19 protein-coding genes and 2 tRNA genes are annotated in these 20,319 nt (G+C 58.7%); 13 read left to right on the top strand and 8 right to left on the bottom strand.

The genetic code is table 11. The annotated features are described in order from the left end of the window. The first annotated feature begins 52 nt into the window (after window positions 1-52). Window positions 53-129, top strand: a tRNA-Arg gene (locus J1N02_RS06515). Window positions 130-469: 340 nt separating this feature from the next. Beyond that, on the top strand, window positions 470-1,912 hold the full coding sequence (gene mgtE, locus J1N02_RS06510) for a magnesium transporter (protein ID WP_065926188.1): 1,443 nt from the start codon (window positions 470-472) through the stop codon (window positions 1,910-1,912). A 106-nt stretch (window positions 1,913-2,018) separates the two neighbouring features. Here mgtE and J1N02_RS06505 read toward each other — a convergent pair whose 3' ends face one another. From J1N02_RS06505 to J1N02_RS06495, 3 genes are all read right to left on the bottom strand, one after another. Next, window positions 2,019-2,345: an Arc family DNA-binding protein gene (locus J1N02_RS06505; RefSeq protein ID WP_003175643.1), complete on the bottom strand. Its 327-nt coding sequence runs from the start codon at window positions 2,343-2,345 to the stop codon at window positions 2,019-2,021. A 398-nt stretch (window positions 2,346-2,743) separates the two neighbouring features. Then, window positions 2,744-2,923, bottom strand: coding sequence for a PA3371 family protein (locus J1N02_RS06500; protein ID WP_027607777.1), 180 nt, complete (start codon window positions 2,921-2,923; stop codon window positions 2,744-2,746). Between the two features lie 11 nt (window positions 2,924-2,934). Continuing rightward, window positions 2,935-3,165 (bottom strand): hypothetical protein, encoded by a 231-nt coding sequence (locus J1N02_RS06495; RefSeq protein ID WP_027607778.1) that lies wholly within the window; start codon window positions 3,163-3,165, stop codon window positions 2,935-2,937. A gap of 326 nt (window positions 3,166-3,491) precedes the next feature. Between J1N02_RS06495 and J1N02_RS06490 the strand changes: the two genes are divergently transcribed. Both J1N02_RS06490 and J1N02_RS06485 read left to right on the top strand, forming a co-directional pair. After that, window positions 3,492-3,568 (top strand) — tRNA-Arg (locus tag J1N02_RS06490). A 288-nt stretch (window positions 3,569-3,856) separates the two neighbouring features. After that, window positions 3,857-5,239, top strand: coding sequence for an MFS transporter (locus tag J1N02_RS06485; protein WP_092359506.1), 1,383 nt, complete (start codon window positions 3,857-3,859; stop codon window positions 5,237-5,239). Between the two features lie 59 nt (window positions 5,240-5,298). Here the strand turns inward: J1N02_RS06485 and J1N02_RS06480 are convergent, their stop codons facing one another. The 4 genes from J1N02_RS06480 to flgA form a co-directional block, all read right to left on the bottom strand. Further along, window positions 5,299-6,048 carry a flagellar brake protein gene (locus tag J1N02_RS06480; protein WP_027607780.1) on the bottom strand — a complete coding sequence of 250 codons (750 nt, stop codon included), beginning with the start codon at window positions 6,046-6,048 and terminating at the stop codon, window positions 5,299-5,301. A 96-nt stretch (window positions 6,049-6,144) separates the two neighbouring features. After that, a complete protein-coding gene (locus tag J1N02_RS06475) occupies window positions 6,145-6,615 on the bottom strand; it encodes a flagella synthesis protein FlgN (RefSeq protein WP_421147229.1) in 471 nt (156 codons plus the stop codon). Window positions 6,616-6,663: 48 nt separating this feature from the next. After that, window positions 6,664-6,987 (bottom strand): flagellar biosynthesis anti-sigma factor FlgM, encoded by a 324-nt coding sequence (flgM, locus tag J1N02_RS06470; protein WP_065939081.1) that lies wholly within the window; start codon window positions 6,985-6,987, stop codon window positions 6,664-6,666. A 141-nt stretch (window positions 6,988-7,128) separates the two neighbouring features. Beyond that, window positions 7,129-7,893 (bottom strand): flagellar basal body P-ring formation chaperone FlgA, encoded by a 765-nt coding sequence (gene flgA, locus J1N02_RS06465; RefSeq protein ID WP_092359504.1) that lies wholly within the window; start codon window positions 7,891-7,893, stop codon window positions 7,129-7,131. Window positions 7,894-7,985: 92 nt separating this feature from the next. Here flgA and J1N02_RS06460 point away from each other — a divergent pair, with 92 nt between their 5' ends. The 7 genes from J1N02_RS06460 to J1N02_RS06430 all read left to right on the top strand — a co-directional run bounded on the left by J1N02_RS06460 (window position 7,986) and on the right by J1N02_RS06430 (window position 14,230). Then, window positions 7,986-8,918, top strand: coding sequence for a chemotaxis protein CheV (locus J1N02_RS06460; protein WP_027607784.1), 933 nt, complete (start codon window positions 7,986-7,988; stop codon window positions 8,916-8,918). Between the two features lie 41 nt (window positions 8,919-8,959). Next, complete coding sequence (cheR, locus tag J1N02_RS06455) at window positions 8,960-9,787, top strand: protein-glutamate O-methyltransferase CheR (RefSeq protein ID WP_421147228.1); 828 nt, start codon at window positions 8,960-8,962, stop codon at window positions 9,785-9,787. Window positions 9,788-10,093: 306 nt separating this feature from the next. Beyond that, window positions 10,094-10,501, top strand: a complete 408-nt coding sequence (flgB, locus tag J1N02_RS06450; protein ID WP_017529461.1) for a flagellar basal body rod protein FlgB — start codon at window positions 10,094-10,096, stop codon at window positions 10,499-10,501. A gap of 3 nt (window positions 10,502-10,504) precedes the next feature. Further along, a complete protein-coding gene (gene flgC / locus J1N02_RS06445) occupies window positions 10,505-10,948 on the top strand; it encodes a flagellar basal body rod protein FlgC (RefSeq protein ID WP_024076985.1) in 444 nt (147 codons plus the stop codon). Window positions 10,949-10,964: 16 nt separating this feature from the next. Beyond that, window positions 10,965-11,690: a flagellar hook assembly protein FlgD gene (gene flgD, locus J1N02_RS06440; RefSeq protein ID WP_098478885.1), complete on the top strand. Its 726-nt coding sequence runs from the start codon at window positions 10,965-10,967 to the stop codon at window positions 11,688-11,690. A gap of 31 nt (window positions 11,691-11,721) precedes the next feature. Next, window positions 11,722-13,026 carry a flagellar hook protein FlgE gene (gene flgE, locus J1N02_RS06435; protein ID WP_098478886.1) on the top strand — a complete coding sequence of 435 codons (1,305 nt, stop codon included), beginning with the start codon at window positions 11,722-11,724 and terminating at the stop codon, window positions 13,024-13,026. Window positions 13,027-13,249: 223 nt separating this feature from the next. Further along, window positions 13,250-14,230 carry a hypothetical protein gene (locus tag J1N02_RS06430; RefSeq protein WP_223841624.1) on the top strand — a complete coding sequence of 327 codons (981 nt, stop codon included), beginning with the start codon at window positions 13,250-13,252 and terminating at the stop codon, window positions 14,228-14,230. Window positions 14,231-14,345: 115 nt separating this feature from the next. Here J1N02_RS06430 and J1N02_RS06425 read toward each other — a convergent pair whose 3' ends face one another. Further along, window positions 14,346-17,240, bottom strand: coding sequence for a ribonucleoside-diphosphate reductase subunit alpha (locus tag J1N02_RS06425; protein ID WP_027607789.1), 2,895 nt, complete (start codon window positions 17,238-17,240; stop codon window positions 14,346-14,348). A 736-nt stretch (window positions 17,241-17,976) separates the two neighbouring features. Here J1N02_RS06425 and J1N02_RS06420 point away from each other — a divergent pair. Both J1N02_RS06420 and J1N02_RS06415 read left to right on the top strand, forming a co-directional pair. Beyond that, window positions 17,977-18,702: a response regulator gene (locus tag J1N02_RS06420; RefSeq protein ID WP_027607790.1), complete on the top strand. Its 726-nt coding sequence runs from the start codon at window positions 17,977-17,979 to the stop codon at window positions 18,700-18,702. After that, window positions 18,699-20,309 (top strand): ATP-binding protein, encoded by a 1,611-nt coding sequence (locus J1N02_RS06415; RefSeq protein ID WP_027607791.1) that lies wholly within the window; start codon window positions 18,699-18,701, stop codon window positions 20,307-20,309. The genes J1N02_RS06420 and J1N02_RS06415 overlap by 4 nt, the downstream gene beginning before the upstream one ends. Window positions 20,310-20,319 lie beyond the last annotated feature (10 nt).

The raw sequence follows: 20,319 nt of genomic DNA, 5'->3' as shown, positions 1-20,319 counted from the left end.
ATGCAGGTAGCTCGGCTTCAACCAGTTGTGATCTGGTCTAAAAACACAATATGCACTCGTAGCTCAGCTGGATAGAGTACTCGGCTACGAACCGAGCGGTCACAGGTTCGAATCCTGTCGAGTGCACCATACAAACAAAAAGCCCGCCTAGTGCGGGCTTTTTGCCGTCTGGGGTTTGTGTGGATCCTTATCTTTTTCTCCTTCCTTATGTGTTTTCCATTCCGGTGATGGCGTCGCAGTTGAATAGGTGTGGCCAATACTCAACTTTGGCTCGCAAGCGCTTGTTCTTTCCAGTTTTTTGACGTTAAAACCGGACGCACGGTGTATCATTGCGCCCGTCAGCCCCGCCGGGGCTTATGGAATACCTCCATGGACTTACCCAGTAGTTACTCAGTACCCCGTTTTACCAATCATGAATTGACTGATTGATCCTTCCGGCGTGCCCCGCTGCTGGGAGTGGAGTTCGCCTATGACCGAAGTAGAAGTAAAGAAAACACAGGAAAGCCTGCAGGATCGCCTGGCTCAAGTCATCGAGCTGCTGCAGCGCCAGCGCGTGGTCGAAGATTTCACGCACCGCCAGGATGGTCCGAATAACGATCTCGTCGAAAACCTGGTCCACCGCCAGAACCTCGTCGAGTTGCAACGCAAGCTCGATGACCTGCACTCCGCCGACGTTGCCTACATTCTCGAAGCCTTGCCCCTGGATGATCGACTGACTCTCTGGCAGTTGGTCAAGGCTGACCGCGACGGCGATATCCTGCTCGAAGTATCCGACTCGGTCCGTGAAACCCTGATCGCCGACATGGACGATCACGAGCTCCTGGCGGCCGCCAGGGAGATGGACGCTGACGAACTGGCCGACCTGGCTCCAGAGTTGCCGCGTGATGTTGTCCATGAGTTGATGGAGGCCCTTGACGGCCAGCAGCGTGAGCGCGTGCGCTCCGCGTTATCCTATGACGAGGATCAGGTCGGCGCACTGATGGACTTCGAGATGGTCACCATCCGCGAAGACGTCAGCCTGGAAGTGGTCTTGCGTTACCTGCGCCGGCTGAAAGAGCTGCCGAGTCATACCGACAAACTGTTCGTGGTCGACTATGAAGGCATTCTCAAGGGCGTGCTGCCGATCAAGCGCCTGTTGGTCAACGATCCGGAGAAAAAGGTTGCTGACCTGATGGCCAGCGATACCGTGAGCTTTCACCCCGATGAGGATGCCTACGACGCAGCGCAGGCCTTTGAGCGTTACGACTTGATCTCTGCCCCGGTGGTCGACAAGAACGGCAAGCTGATCGGCCGTCTGACCATCGACGAAATCGTCGACTTGATTCGTGAAGAGAGTGAAACCGAAGTCCTCAACATGGCGGGTTTGCGTGAAGAGGAAGATATTTTTGCGTCAGTCTGGCGTTCCCTGCATAACCGCTGGGCCTGGCTGGCCGTTAACCTGATTACCGCGTTTATCGCCTCCCGTGTGATCGGGCTGTTCGAAGGTTCCATCGAGAAGCTGGTGGCCTTGGCAGCGTTGATGCCGATTGTGGCAGGCATTGGTGGTAACTCGGGCAACCAGACCATCACCATGATCGTACGCGCCATGGCGCTGGACCAGGTCAGTACCGCCAACTCTTCGCGCCTGCTGCGCAAGGAGTTGGCCGTGGGCCTGATCAATGGCCTGGTGTGGGGTGGGGTGATTGGCGTGGTGGCCTACTTGCTGTACGGCAGTTGGTCCCTGGGGGTGGTGATGACCGCTGCCATGACCCTCAACCTGCTGCTGGCGGCCCTGATGGGGGTGCTGATCCCCATGACCTTGGCACGCCTTGGGCGCGACCCGGCCATGGGCGCCAGCGTGATGATCACGGCCATGACCGACAGTGGTGGCTTCTTCATCTTCCTCGGTTTGGCGACGATCTTCCTGCTCTGATCTGTCTCGGGCGGGCGCCCTCTGCTACGTGATAAGAATGCCGAGCCCTGTGAATCCCAGGCAAAAAAAAGCCAGCACAGGGCTGGCTTCGGCTTTCAGTGGCGGATCAATTGGCTTCTGCGGCCGCCTCTACGTCGTGCGCGATAAGCGAGACGAGGGCATTTTGCTGGCGGTGGGAGAGCTGGCGAAAACGCTGCAGCAGTTCGCGTTCGTGCAGCGACAGCTCGGGGCTGTCCAGGCGCATGCTCAGTTCGTCACCCAGCGCACCTTCCTGAATAAGGCTCTGCTCCAGGCGCGCGATGATTTCGGAGTTCATGCTGCGGTGATGATTGCGAGCCACCTCGGCAATGCGTTCCCGCATTCCGTCTGGCAGACGTACGACGAACTTGTCAGCCGTACGGCTGGAATAAATTGCCTGTTTCAATGGGCGCATATATTTAACCGGTTAGTTCAGGGGAGCGGTTATTGGAATTGGCCGCAAGATGAGTGTTAAGACAAGACTCACGACCAAAGTTCAACCCGAATTGCAAAGAGGCCGCATCATGCCTCAGATTTGCCAGTTCCTTGGCGTCAATTCTGTGACAAATATTGAACTGCCTAGAGGCTTTATGCCAGCACTCATTTGCATTTTTGCGGACTGGTTGGAAAACTTTTCCATGAGTGATTCCACGAGGGAACTTCCCGTAAGTCCAGGCCACCACAGGGTTTGAGGTCGCACATCCTATAGCAAAGTGGCCTTTTGCCCTTAGTTTTAAGACTAGTGGCAATTTGCCGATTTACTAGGACGAGGCGACATAAGGTAGGGGGAGGGCAGCGCAGGGAAGGGAGGGGTCAGCGTAAAACCGGGTCAAATTTGATTCGGCGACCCACGACGAGCGTCAACAGAAGCAGGCCTGCGAAAACGCCGGCGGCGACGAATGCGCTGGTTTGCCCATCCTGGGAGCTTGCACTCAGGCCCATAAGGCCAGTGGCGATGGTCAGGCTCAGGAACAGCCAGGCAAATTTGCTCATGATCAGCGTCCTTAAAAAACCCAGTGTTCAGATGCTGGCGCGGCGTGGGTGCCTTGAGTCAGGCGTACTGGCGCTTGTGCATTCGGTGTCATCACGGCCAGTTGCGGACGTTGTTGCAAGTGGTGGGGGACTGCCTGCTGGCTGATCTGGGCGGGGTCGTTGCTGCCAGTCGATTGAAAGTGGAACATCACCAGTGCAGCCAGGGCGACGGTGTTGAGAGCTAACAGAATGGCACTGTTCATGGTCATGTTCTCCGTTTAATGCCTTGGCTGGATGGGGTTTGCAGGAGAACTGTTGCAGGTGTCGTGCCAATGTATTAATTCAATAAAATCAATGGCTTGAGTTTACTTTGAGGAGGTGAAGGATTGCAATTTGCAATGATGGCATTTTGGGTGGTTGCATTTTGCACGATCAGGCCAGGTGCCCGTATTCGCGGGGCGAAACCGCAATTGCTCGGGCAAGGCTCGGCCTACACTTAAAAAGCCCACGGACGACATGACAAAACCCACCTCGGCCGTTAACATGCACGCCGTCCGTCGCAGTGCCCTTGGCCTGATGGCTGTCATTTGTCCCAGTAGCTCAATTGGATAGAGCATCCCCCTCCTAAGGGGAAGGTTGGCCGTTCGAACCGGCCCTGGGACACCAGATTCGTAGCCCATAGAGAAAGCCCCGTACAGAACCTCCTGGCGGGGCTTTTTTTTGCGTGCTCGATCTTTTTGCACGCAGGTCGAACCTTGCCGCCGATCAAGGTTCACAGCAGGTGCTGTGATGTATTTGTCGCAACCATGTACCTTGCGCGCCATCCGACGGCGTCTGAGCTGTTAAGCAAAATAATCCCCGGAAACAGCGCATGTTGCCTGTCCGGACCCGGTCACCCCGGACTATCATGCCGATAGCCCTGTCCCTCACCGCAAGGAGCCGCTCGGAACGCCGATGCGCCAGATCTGGAAATCTTTTCGAGCCCTTTATTTCGCCTCCTTGATGATGCTGATTGGCTCCGGCCTGCTCAGTACCTACCTGGCCTTGCGCCTGGCGGCCGACCATGTCGACAGCCTATGGGTGGGTGCACTGATGGCGGCCAACTACTTTGGCCTGGTACTGGGCGGCAAGATCGGGCATCGCCTGATTGCCCGGGTCGGGCATATCCGTGCCTATGCCACCTGTGCCGGGATTGTCGGTGCGGCGGTGCTGGGTCATGGCCTGGTCGATTGGCTGCCGGCCTGGATTGTGCTGCGGATAATCGTGGGCCTGGGGATGATGTGCCAGTACATGGTCATCGAGAGCTGGCTCAATGAGCAGGCCGATGCCAAGCAGCGTGGCGTAGTGTTCAGCGGTTATATGATCGCCTCCTACCTGGGTCTGGTATTGGGCCAGTTGATACTGGTGATGCATCCCCAGCTTGGCCTTGAGCTGCTGATGCTGGTGGCGCTGTGTTTCGCCCTGTGCTTGGTGCCGGTGGCCATGACCCGGCGCATTCACCCGGCGGCCTTGCATCCTGCGCCGATGGAGCCGCGCTTCTTTATCAAGCGTGTGCCGCAGTCGCTGAGTACGGTGTTGGGGGCGGGGTTGATCGTCGGTTCGTTCTACGGCTTGGCGCCGCTGTATGCCTCCCAGCAAGGGTTGAGCACCGAACAGGTGGGCCTGTTCATGGGTAGCTGCATTTTTGCCGGGTTGCTGGTGCAATGGCCCCTGGGCTGGTTGTCGGATCGTTATGATCGCGCGCTGCTGATCCGCTGCTTCGCCTTATGCCTGGCGGTGGCGGCACTGCCGTTGGCAATCATGACCCAGGTGCCGCTGGAGGTGCTGTTCGTGGCGGGCTTCCTGTGTTCTCTCGTGCAGTTTTGCCTGTACCCATTGGCGGTGGCGTTTTCCAACGACCATGTGGAGGGGGATCGCCGGGTATCGCTGACGGCCATGCTGCTGGTGACCTACGGTATCGGCGCCAGCGTCGGGCCGTTGCTGGCGGGTGTGGTGATGAAGCTGTTCGGCAGCCAGATGCTGTATGCGTTTTTCAGTCTGTGCGCGCTGATCCTGGTGTGGCGAATCCGTCCTAAGGCGGTGACCAACCTGCACCAGGTGGAAGATGCCCCCCTGCATCACGTGGCAATGCCCGACAGTATGTCGAGTTCACCGCTGGTGGCGGCGCTGGACCCGCGGGTCGACGAGCAGGTGGTGCAGGAGCAGATGCAGACTGTACCCGACCCCGAGCCGCAGGCCGATCCGGAGCCGCCGGTGGATGAGCCCGCCTTCGAAGGCCCACCTGAGCCCCTGGGGCCGGACGAGCATCCTCACGAATTGAGCAGGGCACGCCCCTGAAAGCAAAAACGGGCAGATCCCAAAGGGTCTGCCCGTTTTTTTGCTGCGATGGTTAAGGATCAAAAATCGTCGTCTTTGTCGAACCGTCGTGCTTCACGCTGCAGTTGGTACACAAAGCGCTCGACCTGGCGTTGCACCAAACCACTCATGTTGTGGAAGCGCACGCCGGCAAAGGTCGTGTTGATCCTTTCTTCGAAGTGCAGGTATCGCAGTTCGACGGCGGTGGTCATGCTGCCAAACGGCAGGGCTGCGATAAAACGGTCGTAGACCTGGCCCAGTTGCAGGCGCTCGGAAATATCGCCTTCAAAACGCAATTTGCAGCCGGTGGCGGAAATATCCAGCAGTTTGCCGTTGACCGGCAGCTGAAGCTTCTCGCCGCCCAGCTCGATATTCACCAGTTGCGCCAGCTTCAACGCGGCGCGGAAGGCATTGCGGCGCTGATGATAGACCACCTCGTCCGGCAGGCTGCCGGTATAGATACGGTGGCCGCCTTTTTCGCTGATGGTCAGGGTGCCTTTGCTTTCCCAGGCGACGCGTACGCCATCATGGAAACCTTCGATGCGAAAGGGTTCGCCGTTTTCGAGGTGGCGCTCGCCGTCACGGGGGATCATTTCGTCCAGCGCCAGCGTGTTGCTGTCGCGGTTGACGTCCACCAGGTAGCTCTGGAAGCGCTGGCTGCGTTCATGGAAAGTGATGATCAGCGGATCATGGCTGTCTTGCAGCATCCGCAAGGTGCCGGCGATTTCCAGAGGCGTGGTGAGGACCTTGGGTGGCTGCGGGGCATCTTCCGCATTAAGGGCGTTGAACACGGTTCTTCCATCTCCAGACAAAATACGACTACACGCAAGAACCGGCATTTTGCCAGCATGTGGCGCGCCTTGGATAGGGCGCGCTGTAAACCGGTGTCAGGCTTGGCTGCGGGTGCTTGGCTTGACCAGGCGCGAGGTGGAGCCCTGGGCGTTATAGAGTGCCGGAGGCTCTCCGCCGTGGAGTATACGCAACTGGTTGGCGGTCGTGGCTTGCTGAAGCTGGATCGACTGACCGTTAAGCAGGTTGGCTTCCTGGCACTGGGCGAGCAATTGGTTGAGTTCTTTGCTCTGGGCCAGCAATTGATCGCCGACCGAGGAGTGGCTGGCCAACTGCGCCAAGCCGTCGTGGTCTGCCGGCAGGCCGAGGCTGATGAGGATCTGGCTGCGTTTTTTGCCGTGCTGTTCCAGCAGGACGATCAACGACTGCTTGCGTGCCAGAATTTCTTCCAGCAGCGGCATGTCCCGGCCATAGAGGGTCAGTGATTCTTCTTTGAGCAGCTCGAGCAATTGTTGCGTCGGCGCTAGATCATCAATGATCAGTTGAAGCAAATGTTCGTCGTGATGCATGGCTGGCCTTGGGTTTTAAGCGTCCAAAAGCCCTGCGCAGGCCTTTGCCTAGCGCTCGGCTTCGAAGTTAAGCAGCTTGCTGGCTACACGGTTGCTGTCGACTTTATAGCTGCCATCGGCGATCGCCTGTTTCAATTCGGCCACGCGGGCTTTATTGACTACCGGTTGGTCGCGCAGCGAGTCAGTGACCTTCTGCAACTGTTGAGCCTCATTGCTCAGGTGTACGGATTCCCCGCTCTGGCTGGCGCTGGCCTGTTCTGCCTTGGCGGGCAGCGCCGGGGCCTTGGCTTCTACGTTGTCCTTGGGACTGGTGGTGCGCGTAGTGCCTGACGTCGTCGGGGTGTTATTCAAACGGCTGAAATCGATGACCATGATAAAAAAACCTCTGGGTATTTGGACGCTTGCCATGTTTTCGGCCATACCCGGACAAACTTTAGGCGCGAATGACAATAAATCTCCGCACGGGGCTTCTCGTGCACAGTGTAGGAAAACCCAGCGTCCTGTACCAGTAATCTATAAAGCGACCTCGACTTGCCCTGGGGCTGTTACCCGCGCCTTGATCACGCGGTTGGAGTTGAGGTTCTTGACGCGAATCTGTTCGCTCATGCCGCCGTTGGACAGCGCTTCGCCCGGCATTTTCACATTCAAGCCGCCGCTGCTCGCGGAAATCACTACCTGGTCGCCCTTGCGGATGACCTCGGCCTGTTCCAGGTGTACCAGGGTAATCACCTGATCGGTGACCACTGGTCGGGTCAATCTCTGCCCGATGGCCTGGTCCAGGGATGTCAGGTAGCCCTGGCTGATCTGGCTGATGTCGCGCTCACGCAGTACGACGTCCTCGAAATCGATGATGCCCGTGCGCTTCAGTGGGCGGGCAACCACCACCACATCACGGAACAATTTGACCTGGGCCGGTACGAACACGGTCCAGGGCGAGGCGCCTTCGCAGCGTACCTTGACCGTTACGCGCCCGATGGGTTGGGCGGGACTTTCCAGGGTTGCTGTCAATTCCTTGTCGCACATCGGCATGCGCAGGCGCGGGTCCAACTGGTTGACCTGGATTTCATAACGCCCCGGCGTCTGTGTGGTTGCCAGATAATCTTCTACAGTGAACTCAAGAAAGCCTTGGGTGACGCCGATAAGTAGATCAGGCAAGGTGACGTTCTCTGCACGGGCCGTGGTGCCCAGGCTGAAGGCAAGCAGCGCGAGCGGTGCGCAGAGCAATCTGCAAAACCGTGTCAGGTGAAGGCGTCGGGAAACTGTCGTTGTAATGTCCATAATTGAACAAATAGCAAAGCTCGTGCCGTTTTAGTGTTGGGGCGCGCCGCCCTTGTAAGTATAGCCAAAGGTTTTAGCGTAGGAGTCATGGCATGGCAGGAGTAATGGATTCAGTAAACCAGCGCACACAGCTGGTAGGGCAGAATCGCCTGGAGTTGCTGCTGTTTCGCCTGGATGGCAAGCAGTTGTATGGCATCAACGTATTCAAGGTGCGGGAAGTGCTGCAATGTCCCAAGCTGACGATCATGCCCAAGTCCAGTCCGGTGGTGTGCGGTGTGGCGAATATTCGTGGTGCGACTATCCCGATTCTTGACCTGGCCCTGGCCACCGGTTCGGCCGGCCTGCAGGATCGCGAGAACCCGTTCGTGATCATTACCGAGTACAACACCAAGACCCAGGGTTTCCTGGTGCGCTCGGTGGAGCGCATCGTCAACATGAACTGGGAAGAGATCCATCCGCCGCCCAAGGGCACCGGTCGCGATCACTACCTCACGGCGGTGACGCGGGTCGATAACCAGTTGGTGGAGATCATCGACGTGGAGAAGATCCTCGCCGAAGTGGCGCCCACCTCGGAATCGATTTCCGTGGGAGTGGTCGACGCCGAAACGGCCCACAAGGCGGTCTCGCTGCGTGTGCTGACGGTGGATGACTCCTCGGTGGCGCGTAAACAGGTGACTCGTTGCCTGCAAACCGTCGGCGTGGACGTTGTCGCCCTCAATGACGGGCGCCAGGCGTTGGATTACCTGCGCAAGCTGGTGGATGAAGGCAAGAAGCCGGAAGAAGAATTCTTGATGATGATCTCTGACATCGAGATGCCGGAAATGGACGGCTATACCCTCACTGCTGAGATACGCAGCGATCCACGCATGCAAAAACTGCATATCATCCTGCATACTTCGTTGTCGGGCGTATTCAATCAGGCGATGGTCAAGAAAGTCGGTGCCGATGACTTCCTTGCCAAATTCCGCCCTGATGACCTGGCATCCCGGGTAGTCGACCGGATCAAGGCAGCAGATCACGGCTAGGGTTTTCCCCTGGCGGTCATACGATTTTAGAGGCGGTATCAGTGTCTACGGGTAATTTGGATTTTGAACAGTTCCGGGTCTTCCTGGAAAAAGCCTGTGGCATATTGCTCGGTGAAAACAAGCAATACCTGGTATCCAGCCGTCTTAACAAACTGATGGAGCAGCAGGGCATCAAGTCCCTGGGCGAGTTGGTTCAGCGGATCCAGGGGCAGCCGCGCAGTGGCCTGAAGGAGATGGTGGTCGATGCCATGACCACCAACGAAACCCTGTGGTTTCGCGATACCTACCCCTTTGAAGTGCTCAAGAGCAAAGTGCTGCCGGAGGCCATCAAGGCCAGCCCGGGCCAGCGCCTGCGTATCTGGTCGGCCGCCTGCTCTTCGGGTCAGGAACCGTACTCGATTTCGATGTCCATCGATGAGTTCGAGCGGATCAACATGGGCCAGCTTAAAGCCGGGGCGCAGATCGTCGCCACCGACCTGTCCGGCACCATGCTCACCAATTGCAAGACCGGCGAGTATGACAGCCTGGCCCTGGGCCGTGGCTTGTCCCAGGAACGCCTGCAACGTTACTTCGACCCGAAAGGGGCAGGGCGTTGGGCGGTCAAGGCGCCGATCAAGAACCGTGTGGAGTTTCGCTCGTTCAACCTGCTCGACAGCTACGCCAGCCTGGGCAAGTTCGACATGGTGTTCTGCCGCAACGTGCTGATCTACTTCTCGGCCGAGGTGAAGAAAGACATCCTGTTGCGCATCCACGGCACCCTCAAGCGTGGCGGCTACCTGTTTCTCGGTGCATCCGAGGCGCTCAATGGTTTGCCGGATCACTTCCAGATGGTGCAATGCAGCCCTGGGATCATCTACCAGGCCAAATAATCAGGCCAGATAATAATGTGGGAGCGGGCTGGCTCCCGATAGCGGTGTATCAGTGATAGAGACATCAACTGATCAGCCGCTATCGGGGGCAAGCCTCCTCCCACATTTGTTTCTGCGGCAAAAAAGTTGAAGAAAGCGGCAACTCCCTATTGCCGCTTTACTGGCGCCACGCGGAAACCCGTTGCCGCTTTTCTGGCATTGCCGCCGGCAAGCTCCTCGCAACCCCTTGATTTACGGGGGTATCAGATATTGGCATGCGCCTTGCTATAACCCTGTTAACAGCAGGTCAGCCTAAAGGTTTCCGCCATGAGCATCAGCTTCGATAAAGCGCTCGGTATCCACGAACAAGCCCTGGGCTTTCGCGCCCAGCGTGCCGAAGTCCTGGCCAACAACATTGCCAACGCCGACACCCCGAACTACAAGGCTCGGGACCTGGATTTCTCCGCCGTGCTCGCCGCACAGCAGGACAAGACCAAGAACGGCACCTTCGCCTTGAACATGACCAACAACCGTCATATCGAAGCACAAGGCCTGAGCAGTGGTGACGAGTCGCTGCTGTATCGCACGCCGATGCAGCCGTCGATCGACCAGAACACCGTCGACGCCCAGCTGGAGCAATCGGCCTATGCCGAGAACTCGGTGAACTTTCAGGCCAGCTTTACCCTGCTCAACAGTAAATTCAAAGGGCTGATGTCAGCCCTGCGTGGAGAGTAAGCCATGTCCCTGTCCAGTGTTTTCAATATTGCCGGCAGTGGCATGAGCGCGCAGACCACGCGCTTGAACACCGTCGCCAGTAACATCGCCAACGCCGAGACCGTGTCTTCGAGCATCGACCAGACCTACCGCGCCCGTCACCCGGTGTTCGCCACCATGTTCCAGGGTGGCCAGAGCGGTGGCAGCGATTCGCTGTTCCAGAACCAGGATGCTGCCGGCCAGGGCGTGCAGGTCCTCGGTGTGGTCGAAGATCAGAGCAACCTCGAGGCCCGTTACGAGCCGAACCATCCTGCCGCGAACGAAAAGGGTTATGTCTATTACCCCAACGTCAACGTGGTCGAGGAAATGGCAGACATGATCTCCGCCAGCCGCTCGTTCCAGACCAACGCGGAAATGATGAACACCGCCAAAACCATGATGCAGAAGGTCCTGACCCTGGGTCAGTGATAAGGGGCGCCAAATAATGGCCATCGTTGATACCACGACCAACACGGCAGTCCAGGACCTTTTCAACTCCAAGGTCAAGACCGCCACCGACAACACCACCGTCGCCGATGCTACCAAGACGGCGACGGGCAGCCAGTCCCTGGGCAAGGATGCGTTCCTGCAACTGCTGGTGACCCAACTGAAAAACCAGAACCCGCTGTCGCCTCAGGACAACGGTGCGTTCGTGGCCCAGCTGGCGCAATTCAGCAGCCTGGAAGGCATCAACACCCTGAACGACTCGGTCAATGCGATCTCCAGCAACTTCAGCTCGTCGCAGGCGTTGCAGGCTTCGTCGCTGGTGGGGCGCTCGATCATTACCCAGACCAACAAGGCCTTGGTAGACACGAGCAAGAGCATGACCGGTTCGGTGGCGGTGACTGCGGCGACGGGCAACGTCTCGATCAAGATCTCCGATAAAGACGGCAACGTGGTGCGCACTATCGATATGGGTGCCCAAAGCGCGGGTTCGTCCGACTTCATCTGGGATGGCAAGAACGACAAGGGCGAGGTCGCCCCAGCCGGCACCTACACCTTCGCGGCGACGACCAAGAACGACCAGGGTGAATCGGTGGCCATGGCGACTTCGTTGCCGGCAACGGTGACCAGCGTGACGTTGAGCAAGACCGGCGGCGAAATGCTGCTGAACCTTGCAGGTGGCATGGGCAGCGTCAAGCTGTCGCAAATTCAGACTATCGGTACATAGAGCCGGCTAAATACGGCAGAGGGAGAGAAACATGTCTTTTAATATCGGCCTTAGCGGCCTCTATGCGGCCAACAAACAACTGGACGTAACCGGCAACAACATCGCCAACGTTGCGACTACTGGCTTCAAGTCGTCCCGTGCGGAATTCGCGGATATCTACGCCGCGTCCAAACTGGGCACCGGCCAGAACAGCATCGGCAACGGTGTGAACCTGGCAGCGGTGTCCCAGCAGTTCACCCAGGGTGACGTCAACAACAGCGGCGGCGTGCTGGACATGGCGATCCAGGGCGGTGGCTTCTTCGTGCAGAAGGGCAGCGATGGCTCGCTGGAATACACCCGTAGCGGTGCCTTCCGTGCCGACAAAGACGGCTACATCACCAACAACACCGGTACCTCGCGCCTGCAGGGCTACGCGGCGGATGACGACGGCAAGATCATCAAAGGCGGCTTGACCGACCTGCAATTGAACCTGTCGTACCTGCCACCGAAGGCGTCCACCAAAGTGGACTCCACCAGTAACCTGAACTCGTCGGAGCCGGTGATCAACCAGACCACCAAGCCGTTCGACCCGACTGACACCACCACTTTCACCACCCAGTACAGCACCACCCTGTACGACTCCCAGGGCAACTCCCACGAGATGGTGCAGTACATGGTGAAAACCGACGCCAACAAGTGGAGCGCCTACACGCTGATCGATGGCCGTAACCTGGATGGTTCCAAGCCTACAACGACGGGTACCACTGCTCCCGTACCGTCGGTATTGAGCTTTGACGGTGCCGGTAAACTGACGGATATCACCACCGCAGGCGTGTCCGGCACGACCCTGACGCTCACCGGCTGGATCCCGGGCACAGTGACCAATGGCGTATGGGCGCCTAACAAGGCTACAGCGCCAAACATTGCCGTCAACATGGCCGATATCACCCAGTACAACTCCGCCAGTTACCGCAATCCGCCGACCACTGACGGTTACGCCACTGGCCAGATCACCGGCCTGAAAATCGACGGCAATGGCGTAATGTTCGCCACGTTCAGCAACCAGCAGAGCAAGGCCATCGGCCAGATCTCCCTGGCCAGCTTCAACAACGAACAAGGCTTGCAGCCATCGGGCGGCACCACCTGGAGAGAAACCTTCGCTTCGGGCCAGCCGGGTTATGACTCCCCGCAATCCGGTACCCTGGGTTCGATCGTGGCCAACTCCCTGGAGAACTCCAACGTCAACCTGACCAACGAGCTGGTGGACCTGATCAAGGCCCAGAGCAACTACCAGGCGAACGCCAAGACCATTTCCACCCAGAGCACCATCATGCAGACCATCATTCAGATGACCTGATGCGGTAGTGCTCCACAAGAAGCCCCTCGTAAGAGGGGCTTTTTTGTGGATGTGGGAAAATACCTCTAGACGCGGCAGGTTACGCGTTGAAATGTATGGAGAGGAACACTCCATTCCTACCTTGCCACTGATTGGTCTAGGGCCTGCAGGCTCATCAATCTATGGAGAGGTGAAGATGTGCAGTTCAATAGTGTCCGTGTCAGGCGCTGGGCACGTAACATTCGTGCCCGGTATCGCTTCAGGAGCATCGACTCGCACTCAGCCCGTGGCTGGCGGGTCGGCGGTCAAGCAGTTGCTCAACCAGCTGTTTTACGCAGAGCAAGGCTCAAAAAAACAATTGGCTCAGGACTTGCGCGATAAGCTGAACGATCTTCGCGAGGAACTGGGTGCTGAACAATTCAAAAACATACTTGGCGAGCTGGCTGCGGGCTCGGAGTCCCCGCAGTTTCGCCAGCTTCTTCAGCCGTTGCTCGGTCCAAGGCTTGCTGGGGGTCTAGGAGTAGGAGGAGGTGCGGCTGGCGGTGGACCTTCAAGCGGCAGGGTATATGGGTTTGGCGAGAAAATGAGCAACAAGCCCATTTTGAGTGGGGCGAATTATTTTAACTATCGACCGGATCGATCCAACCCTGGCAAGAAACCCAATGATATTTGGAGTGGATTCAGCCAGGGGCCTGATGGCAATTGCGTCACCGTTTCAGCGATAAAGGCTGCAATGATGCAGTTTGGCCAGAAACCCACCGATGTCTTCAAGGAGGTGAAAGAAACGGACGATGGCTATTACGTGAAGATGCGGGATGGATTTGAGCTTCATTTAACCAAGGACGAGTTAAGGCAGGCTGCCCTTGCGTCTAAGTTTAAAGGGACCGATCCGGAGATGCTGGCCGACGCCATTTTCATGTTTGCCGTGAGCGGCAAGCGCATTGAAATGGAGGGTAATGGTATCGACGACGATATCAATAAATCAAAAAGGAGCTATGCCGATGCGTTGGAAAGCATGAACAACGGCGAGGCGGCCCATGAGGCCTTGGATCGTCTGGGGTTGAGGGGGCTCTACAGGCCTTCTACGAGCAGTGAACTCGCGAATGGCAGGTTGGGGATCGTGGCCTATGACGGCCATTCAATGGCTGTGATTGGCGGGCTGGTGGAGATGTGGGGGACCCGTGGCGGTCATCCCAAAGCGGGTATTGCATACACATTTCTCTAGAGGTTGGAGTGGCAAACGTCTTGCCGGAAAACGAAAAAAGCCCGATAAACCCTATACAGTCGGGGTCTATCGGGCTTTTTCAGTTCCGGGCGTTCAAGCCCGTGAACCGCTCAGCTTATTGACAAGCTTCGCAATCCGGCTCGTCGATCGCGCAGGCCTTTGGCACTGGCGCCGGGCCGGCCGGGGCGGCGAGCACCGAATCATCACCGTGGTTACCGCTGGACACAGCGTTCAGCTTACCGGTGTTGATGGTCGACTTCTCGGTGCTGGTCGCGGCCAGGGCACGGAGGTAGTAAGTGGTTTTCAGGCCACGGTACCAGGCCATGCGGTAGGTCACGTCGAGCTTCTTGCCCGATGCGCCGGCGATGTACAGGTTCAGGGACTGAGCCTGGTCGATCCACTTCTGGCGACGGCTGGCGGCGTCGACGATCCACTTGGTGTCCACTTCGAAGGCGGTCGCGTAGAGCTCTTTGAGTTCCTGCGGGATGCGTTCGATCTGCTGCACGGAACCGTCGTAGTACTTCAGGTCGTTGATCATGACCGAGTCCCACAGGCCGCGGGCTTTCAGGTCGCGGACCAGATACGGGTTGATCACGGTGAATTCGCCCGACAGGTTCGATTTCACATACAGGTTCTGGTAGGTCGGTTCGATCGACTGCGATACGCCAGTGATGTTGGCGATGGTCGCGGTCGGTGCGATGGCCATGATGTTGGAGTTACGGATGCCTTTCTGCACACGGGCACGTACCGGCGCCCAGTCCAGGGATTCGTTCAGGTCAACGTCGATGTACTTCTGGCCACGCTGTTCGATCAGGATCTGTTGCGAATCCAGCGGCAGGATGCCCTTGGACCACAGCGAGCCCTGGAATGTCTCGTAGGCGCCGCGCTCGTCGGCCAGGTCGCAGGAAGCCTGGATCGCGTAGTAGCTGACCGCTTCCATGGACTTGTCGGCGAACTCGACCGCAGCGTCCGAACCGTAGGGAATGTGCTGCAGGTACAGTGCGTCCTGGAAGCCCATGATGCCGAGGCCGACCGGACGGTGCTTGAAGTTGGAGTTCTGCGCCTGTGGCACCGAGTAGTAGTTGATGTCGATCACGTTATCGAGCATGCGTACGGCGGTGTTGACGGTGCGTTCCAGCTTGGCGGTGTCCAACTTGCCGTTGACGATGTGGTTCGGCAGGTTGATCGAGCCCAGGTTGCAAACGGCGATCTCGTCCTTGTTGGTGTTCAAGGTGATCTCGGTGCACAGGTTCGAGCTGTGGACCACGCCCACGTGCTGCTGCGGGCTGCGCAGGTTGCACGGGTCCTTGAAGGTCAGCCATGGGTGGCCGGTTTCGAACAGCATCGACAGCATTTTGCGCCACAGGTCCTTGGCCTGGATGGTCTTGAACAGCTTGACCTTGCCTGGGTATTCGGTGAGGGCTTCGTAGTACTCGTAGCGCTCTTCGAAGGCCTTGCCGGTCAGGTCGTGCAGGTCCGGTACTTCGGATGGCGAGAACAGGGTCCACTTGCCGTCATCGAAGACGCGCTTCATGAACAGGTCAGGGATCCAGTTGGCGGTGTTCATGTCGTGGGTACGACGACGGTCATCACCGGTGTTCTTGCGCAGCTCGATGAACTCTTCAATGTCCATGTGCCAGGTTTCCAGGTAGGCACACACAGCGCCTTTGCGCTTGCCACCCTGGTTAACCGCTACGGCGGTGTCGTTCACGACTTTCAGGAAGGGTACGACGCCCTGGGACTTGCCGTTGGTGCCCTTGATGTACGAACCCAGTGCGCGCACCGGTGTCCAGTCGTTGCCCAGGCCACCGGCGAATTTGGACAACATGGCGTTGTCGTGGATCGCGTGGTAGATGCCCGACAGGTCATCCGGCACGGTGGTCAGGTAGCAGCTCGACAGCTGTGGACGCAGGGTACCGGCGTTGAACAGGGTCGGAGTGGACGACATGTAGTCGAAGGACGACAGCAGGTTGTAGAACTCGATCGCACGGTCTTCCTTGTGCTTCTCTTCGATCGCCAGGCCCATGGCCACGCGCATGAAGAACACTTGCGGCAGTTCGAAGCGGATCCCGTCCTTGTGGATGAAGTAACGGTCGTACAGGGTTTGCAGGCCCAGGTAAGTGAACTGCTGGTCGCGCTCGTGGTTGATCGCCTTGCCGAGTTTTTCCAGGTCGAAGGTGGCCAGGACCGGGTTCAGCAATTCGAATTCGATACCCTTGGCGATATAGGCAGGCAGCGCCTTGGCGTACAGGTCGGCCATTTCGTGGTGGGTGGCGCTGTCGGCCACGCCCAGGAAACCCAGGCCTTCGGCACGCAGGGTGTCCATCAGCAGGCGCGCGGTCACGAACGAGTAGTTCGGCTCGCGTTCAACCAGGGTACGGGCGGTCATCACCAGGGCGGTGTTGACGTCGGTCAGGGCCACACCGTCGTACAGGTTCTTCAGGGTTTCGCGCTGGATCAGGTCACCGTCGACTTCTTCCAGGCCTTCGCAGGCCTCGGTGATGATGGTATTCAGGCGGCCCAGGTCCAGCGGCGCGAAGCTGCCGTCGGCCAGGGTGATGCGGATCGACGGGTGCGCTTGCACGGCGGCTTCTTCGGCCGGGGTGCGGACGGCACGTTCCTTGGCGCGTGAATCGCGGTAGATCACGTAGTCGCGGGCCACTTTCTGCTCGCCGGCACGCATCAGGGCCAGTTCGACCTGGTCCTGGATTTCTTCGATGTGGATGGTGCCGCCCGACGGCATGCGACGCTTGAAGGTCGCGGTGACCTGTTCGGTCAGGCGGGCAACGGTGTCGTGGATGCGCGACGAGGCAGCAGCGGTGCCGCCTTCAACTGCAAGAAACGCTTTGGTGATGGCGACGGTGATTTTGTCATCGGTGTAAGGAACGACAGTGCCGTTACGCTTGATCACGCGCAATTGGCCAGGTGCAGTGGCGGACAGATCCATAGTCGAATCGGCGGCCTGCGGCACGGAGCCTTGCGGGTTCTCGCGAGTTGTGTCGGTTTGCATGGGGGGTTGTCTCCACATTTCTATATTTATTTGGGCACCATCACGGTGCCCACCGTTCCGTCCTGAAGCACTTACAGCAGGCCTGGGCCTGGCATAACAACTTCGGGACAGGAGGAAGGGAGCTGAACGCGCCGCTTCCATGCCGAAGTCTTCGGTTCGGGGCTCAAACGCCCTTGGCCGTATTCCTGGTGGGTGACAGTTGCCAGGTTCAAGCACTGCAACACCCGTACCGTTTTCCGCTGTTGGAGCTGGAAAACGGCTGCCATCCGCTTGAGCGGTTTGGGCTTTCAAAAAATGCTTGGATTAGACCCAACAGGAGCAAGAAAGGGCTTGAGTTTCTTGTCTGATTTGTGTTGGGTCTTTTCGCTGAAAACCCTACATGTAGGGTTTTTTTTGCGCCGAGCTACAAGATAATGCGTTTTGGGGGGCTTAGCAACGCACTACCTGTGGATAACGTTGTGGGTAAAATGTGTATGAAACGTGGAACACCCGTGTAGGCCGCAGCACTGCTGGATTCGGCCGTTTGTCACTGAATATTCCAAGTTGAAAACAGCCGGTTGGATTTTTGAGGGCGCGAACCCTATCACAGAAAAGCGCGATCACCGAATGGATTTCCCGGCTTGTGCGAGAGGGCTTGGGCATGGCTACAATCGGCCTCTGTTATGCCCTCAAAACATTACAAATAAGGTGTGGCCTGTTCGGCCAACGCATCCCTTTATAACAACGAGGATCACCCGTGGAGCAAGAAGCCTGGCACATCCTGATCGTCGAGGACGACGAGCGACTCGCCGAGTTGACCCGCGATTACCTGGAGAGCAACGGCCTGCGGGTTTCTGTGGAAGGTGATGGCGCCCTGGCTGCGGCGCGGATCATCGCCGAGCAGCCGGACCTGGTGATTCTCGACCTGATGCTGCCCGGCGAAGACGGCCTGAGCATTTGCCGCAAAGTGCGCGAACGCTACGACGGCGTGATCCTGATGCTCACCGCCCGCACCGACGACATGGACCAGGTGCTCGGCCTGGACATGGGCGCCGACGACTACGTGTGCAAACCCGTGCGCCCGCGCCTGTTGCTCGCGCGTATCCAGGCCCTGTTGCGCCGCAGTGAGCCGGCGGAACCCACCAGCGTGGAAAGCCAGCGCCGCCTGCAATTCGGCCCGCTGCTGGTGGACAACGCCCTGCGCGAAGCCTGGCTGCAGGGTGAAGGTATCGAGTTGACCAGTGCCGAGTTCGACCTGCTGTGGCTGCTGGTGGCGAATGCCGGGCGCATCCTGTCCCGCGAAGAAATCTTTATCGCCCTGCGCGGCATCGGCTATGACGGCCAGGACCGCTCCATTGATGTGCGCATCTCACGGATTCGCCCGAAAATCGGCGATGACCCGATCCACCCACGGCTGATCAAGACCATCCGCAGCAAAGGCTATCTGTTCGTCCCTGAAGCCGCTGCCGATATGCCGTTGTGAACTCGATCTTCCTGCGTATCTACGGCGGCATGTGCGCGGCGCTGATTCTGGTGGCGCTGCTCGGCGTGCTGGCCCTGCACCTGCTCAACGAGGTGCGCAGCGGCCAATACCGCGAGCGTCTGGCCCACGGCACCTTTGCCTTGATGGGCGATAACCTGCAGCCCATGAGCGCCATCGAACGCCAGCGCGCCCTGGCCGTGTGGGAACGTTTGCTCGGCATCCCCCTGGAATTGCGCAGCCTTACCGATGCCCAACTGGACCTCAGCCAGCGAACCCGCCTGCAACGCGGCCAGGTGTTGGTGGAACAGACCGGCCCCCACGCCGCCCGGGTGCTGCGCCTGGTCAGCGATAAGGAACAGTGGGTTTTGACGGGGGAGGTGCAGCAGATCAGCGAGCAACTGGCCCGCGCGACCATTTACCTGCTGGCCGATGAACTGGTGCGCTTCCCCGTGGCCGAGCAGCCGCAACGGCTGGCGGATATCAAGGAAGCCAAGGGCTTTGGTTTCGAAATGCACCTGATGACCCTCGACCAGGCCGACATGGACGACGACCAACGCCGCCGCGTATCGGAGGGCGATACGGTCATGGCCCTGGGCAAGGGCGGCGATTCGATCCGCGTGTTTGCCGGCATGGTCGGCACGCCCTGGGTGCTGGAGCTTGGCCCGCTGTATCAGATGAACCCGTATCCGGCGCAATGGCTGGTCCTGATCGCGTTGATCGGCCTGACCCTGATCGGCCTGATTGTCTATTTATTGGTGCGTCAGCTTGAGCGCCGGCTCCGAGGCCTGGAAGCCGCCGCCACGCGCATCGCCAAAGGCAATCTCGAGGTGCGTGTGCCGGCCCGGGGTGCCGACTCGGTGGGGCGCCTGGCGGCGGCCTTTAATGGCATGGCCGAGCACCTGCAGCAACTGCTGGCGATCCAGCGTGAACTGGTGCGCGCGGTGTCCCATGAATTGCGCACACCGGTGGCACGCCTGCGCTTCGGCCTGGAGATGATCGGCGACGCCGCCACGCCTGAAGCCCGGCGCAAGTACCTGGAAGGCATGGACAGTGATATCCAGGACCTCGACGGCCTGGTGGATGAAATGCTCACCTACGCAAGGCTGGAGCAGGGTGCGCCGGCGTTGATTTTCCAGCGGGTCGACCTCGATGCGCTACTTGACCAGGTGATCGGCGAATTATCGCCACTGCGCCCGCAGGTGAGCGTGGCCAGGGGGATTTGCCTGTCGTCGGCACATTGGGACGACGCTTGGGTCGATGCCGAGCCGCGCTACTTGCACCGCGCCCTGCAAAACCTGGTGAGCAACGCCATGCGCCACGCCCAGGGCCAGGTGCTGATCAGTTATCAGGTGGGCCAGGTGCGCTGTCGCATTGATGTAGAGGACGACGGGCCCGGTGTGCCGGAAAGCGCCTGGGAGCGTATCTTCACGCCGTTCCTGCGCCTGGACGACAGCCGCACCCGCGCCTCGGGCGGGCATGGCCTGGGGTTGTCGATTGTGCGGCGCATCATTTATTGGCACGGCGGGCGAGCATTGATCAGCAAGAGCAACAACCTGGGCGGTGCGTGTTTCAGCCTGAGTTGGCCAAGGGATCAAGACAAACCCTGATGTCGGTCTA

Source organism: Pseudomonas sp. NFX5, from assembly GCF_049132125.1.
In the GTDB taxonomy this organism is placed as follows: Bacteria; Pseudomonadota; Gammaproteobacteria; order Pseudomonadales; family Pseudomonadaceae; genus Aquipseudomonas; species Aquipseudomonas marginalis.
The sequence above is the reverse complement of the archived record's forward strand: the minus strand, read 5'-3'. Positions and strand labels throughout refer to the sequence as shown.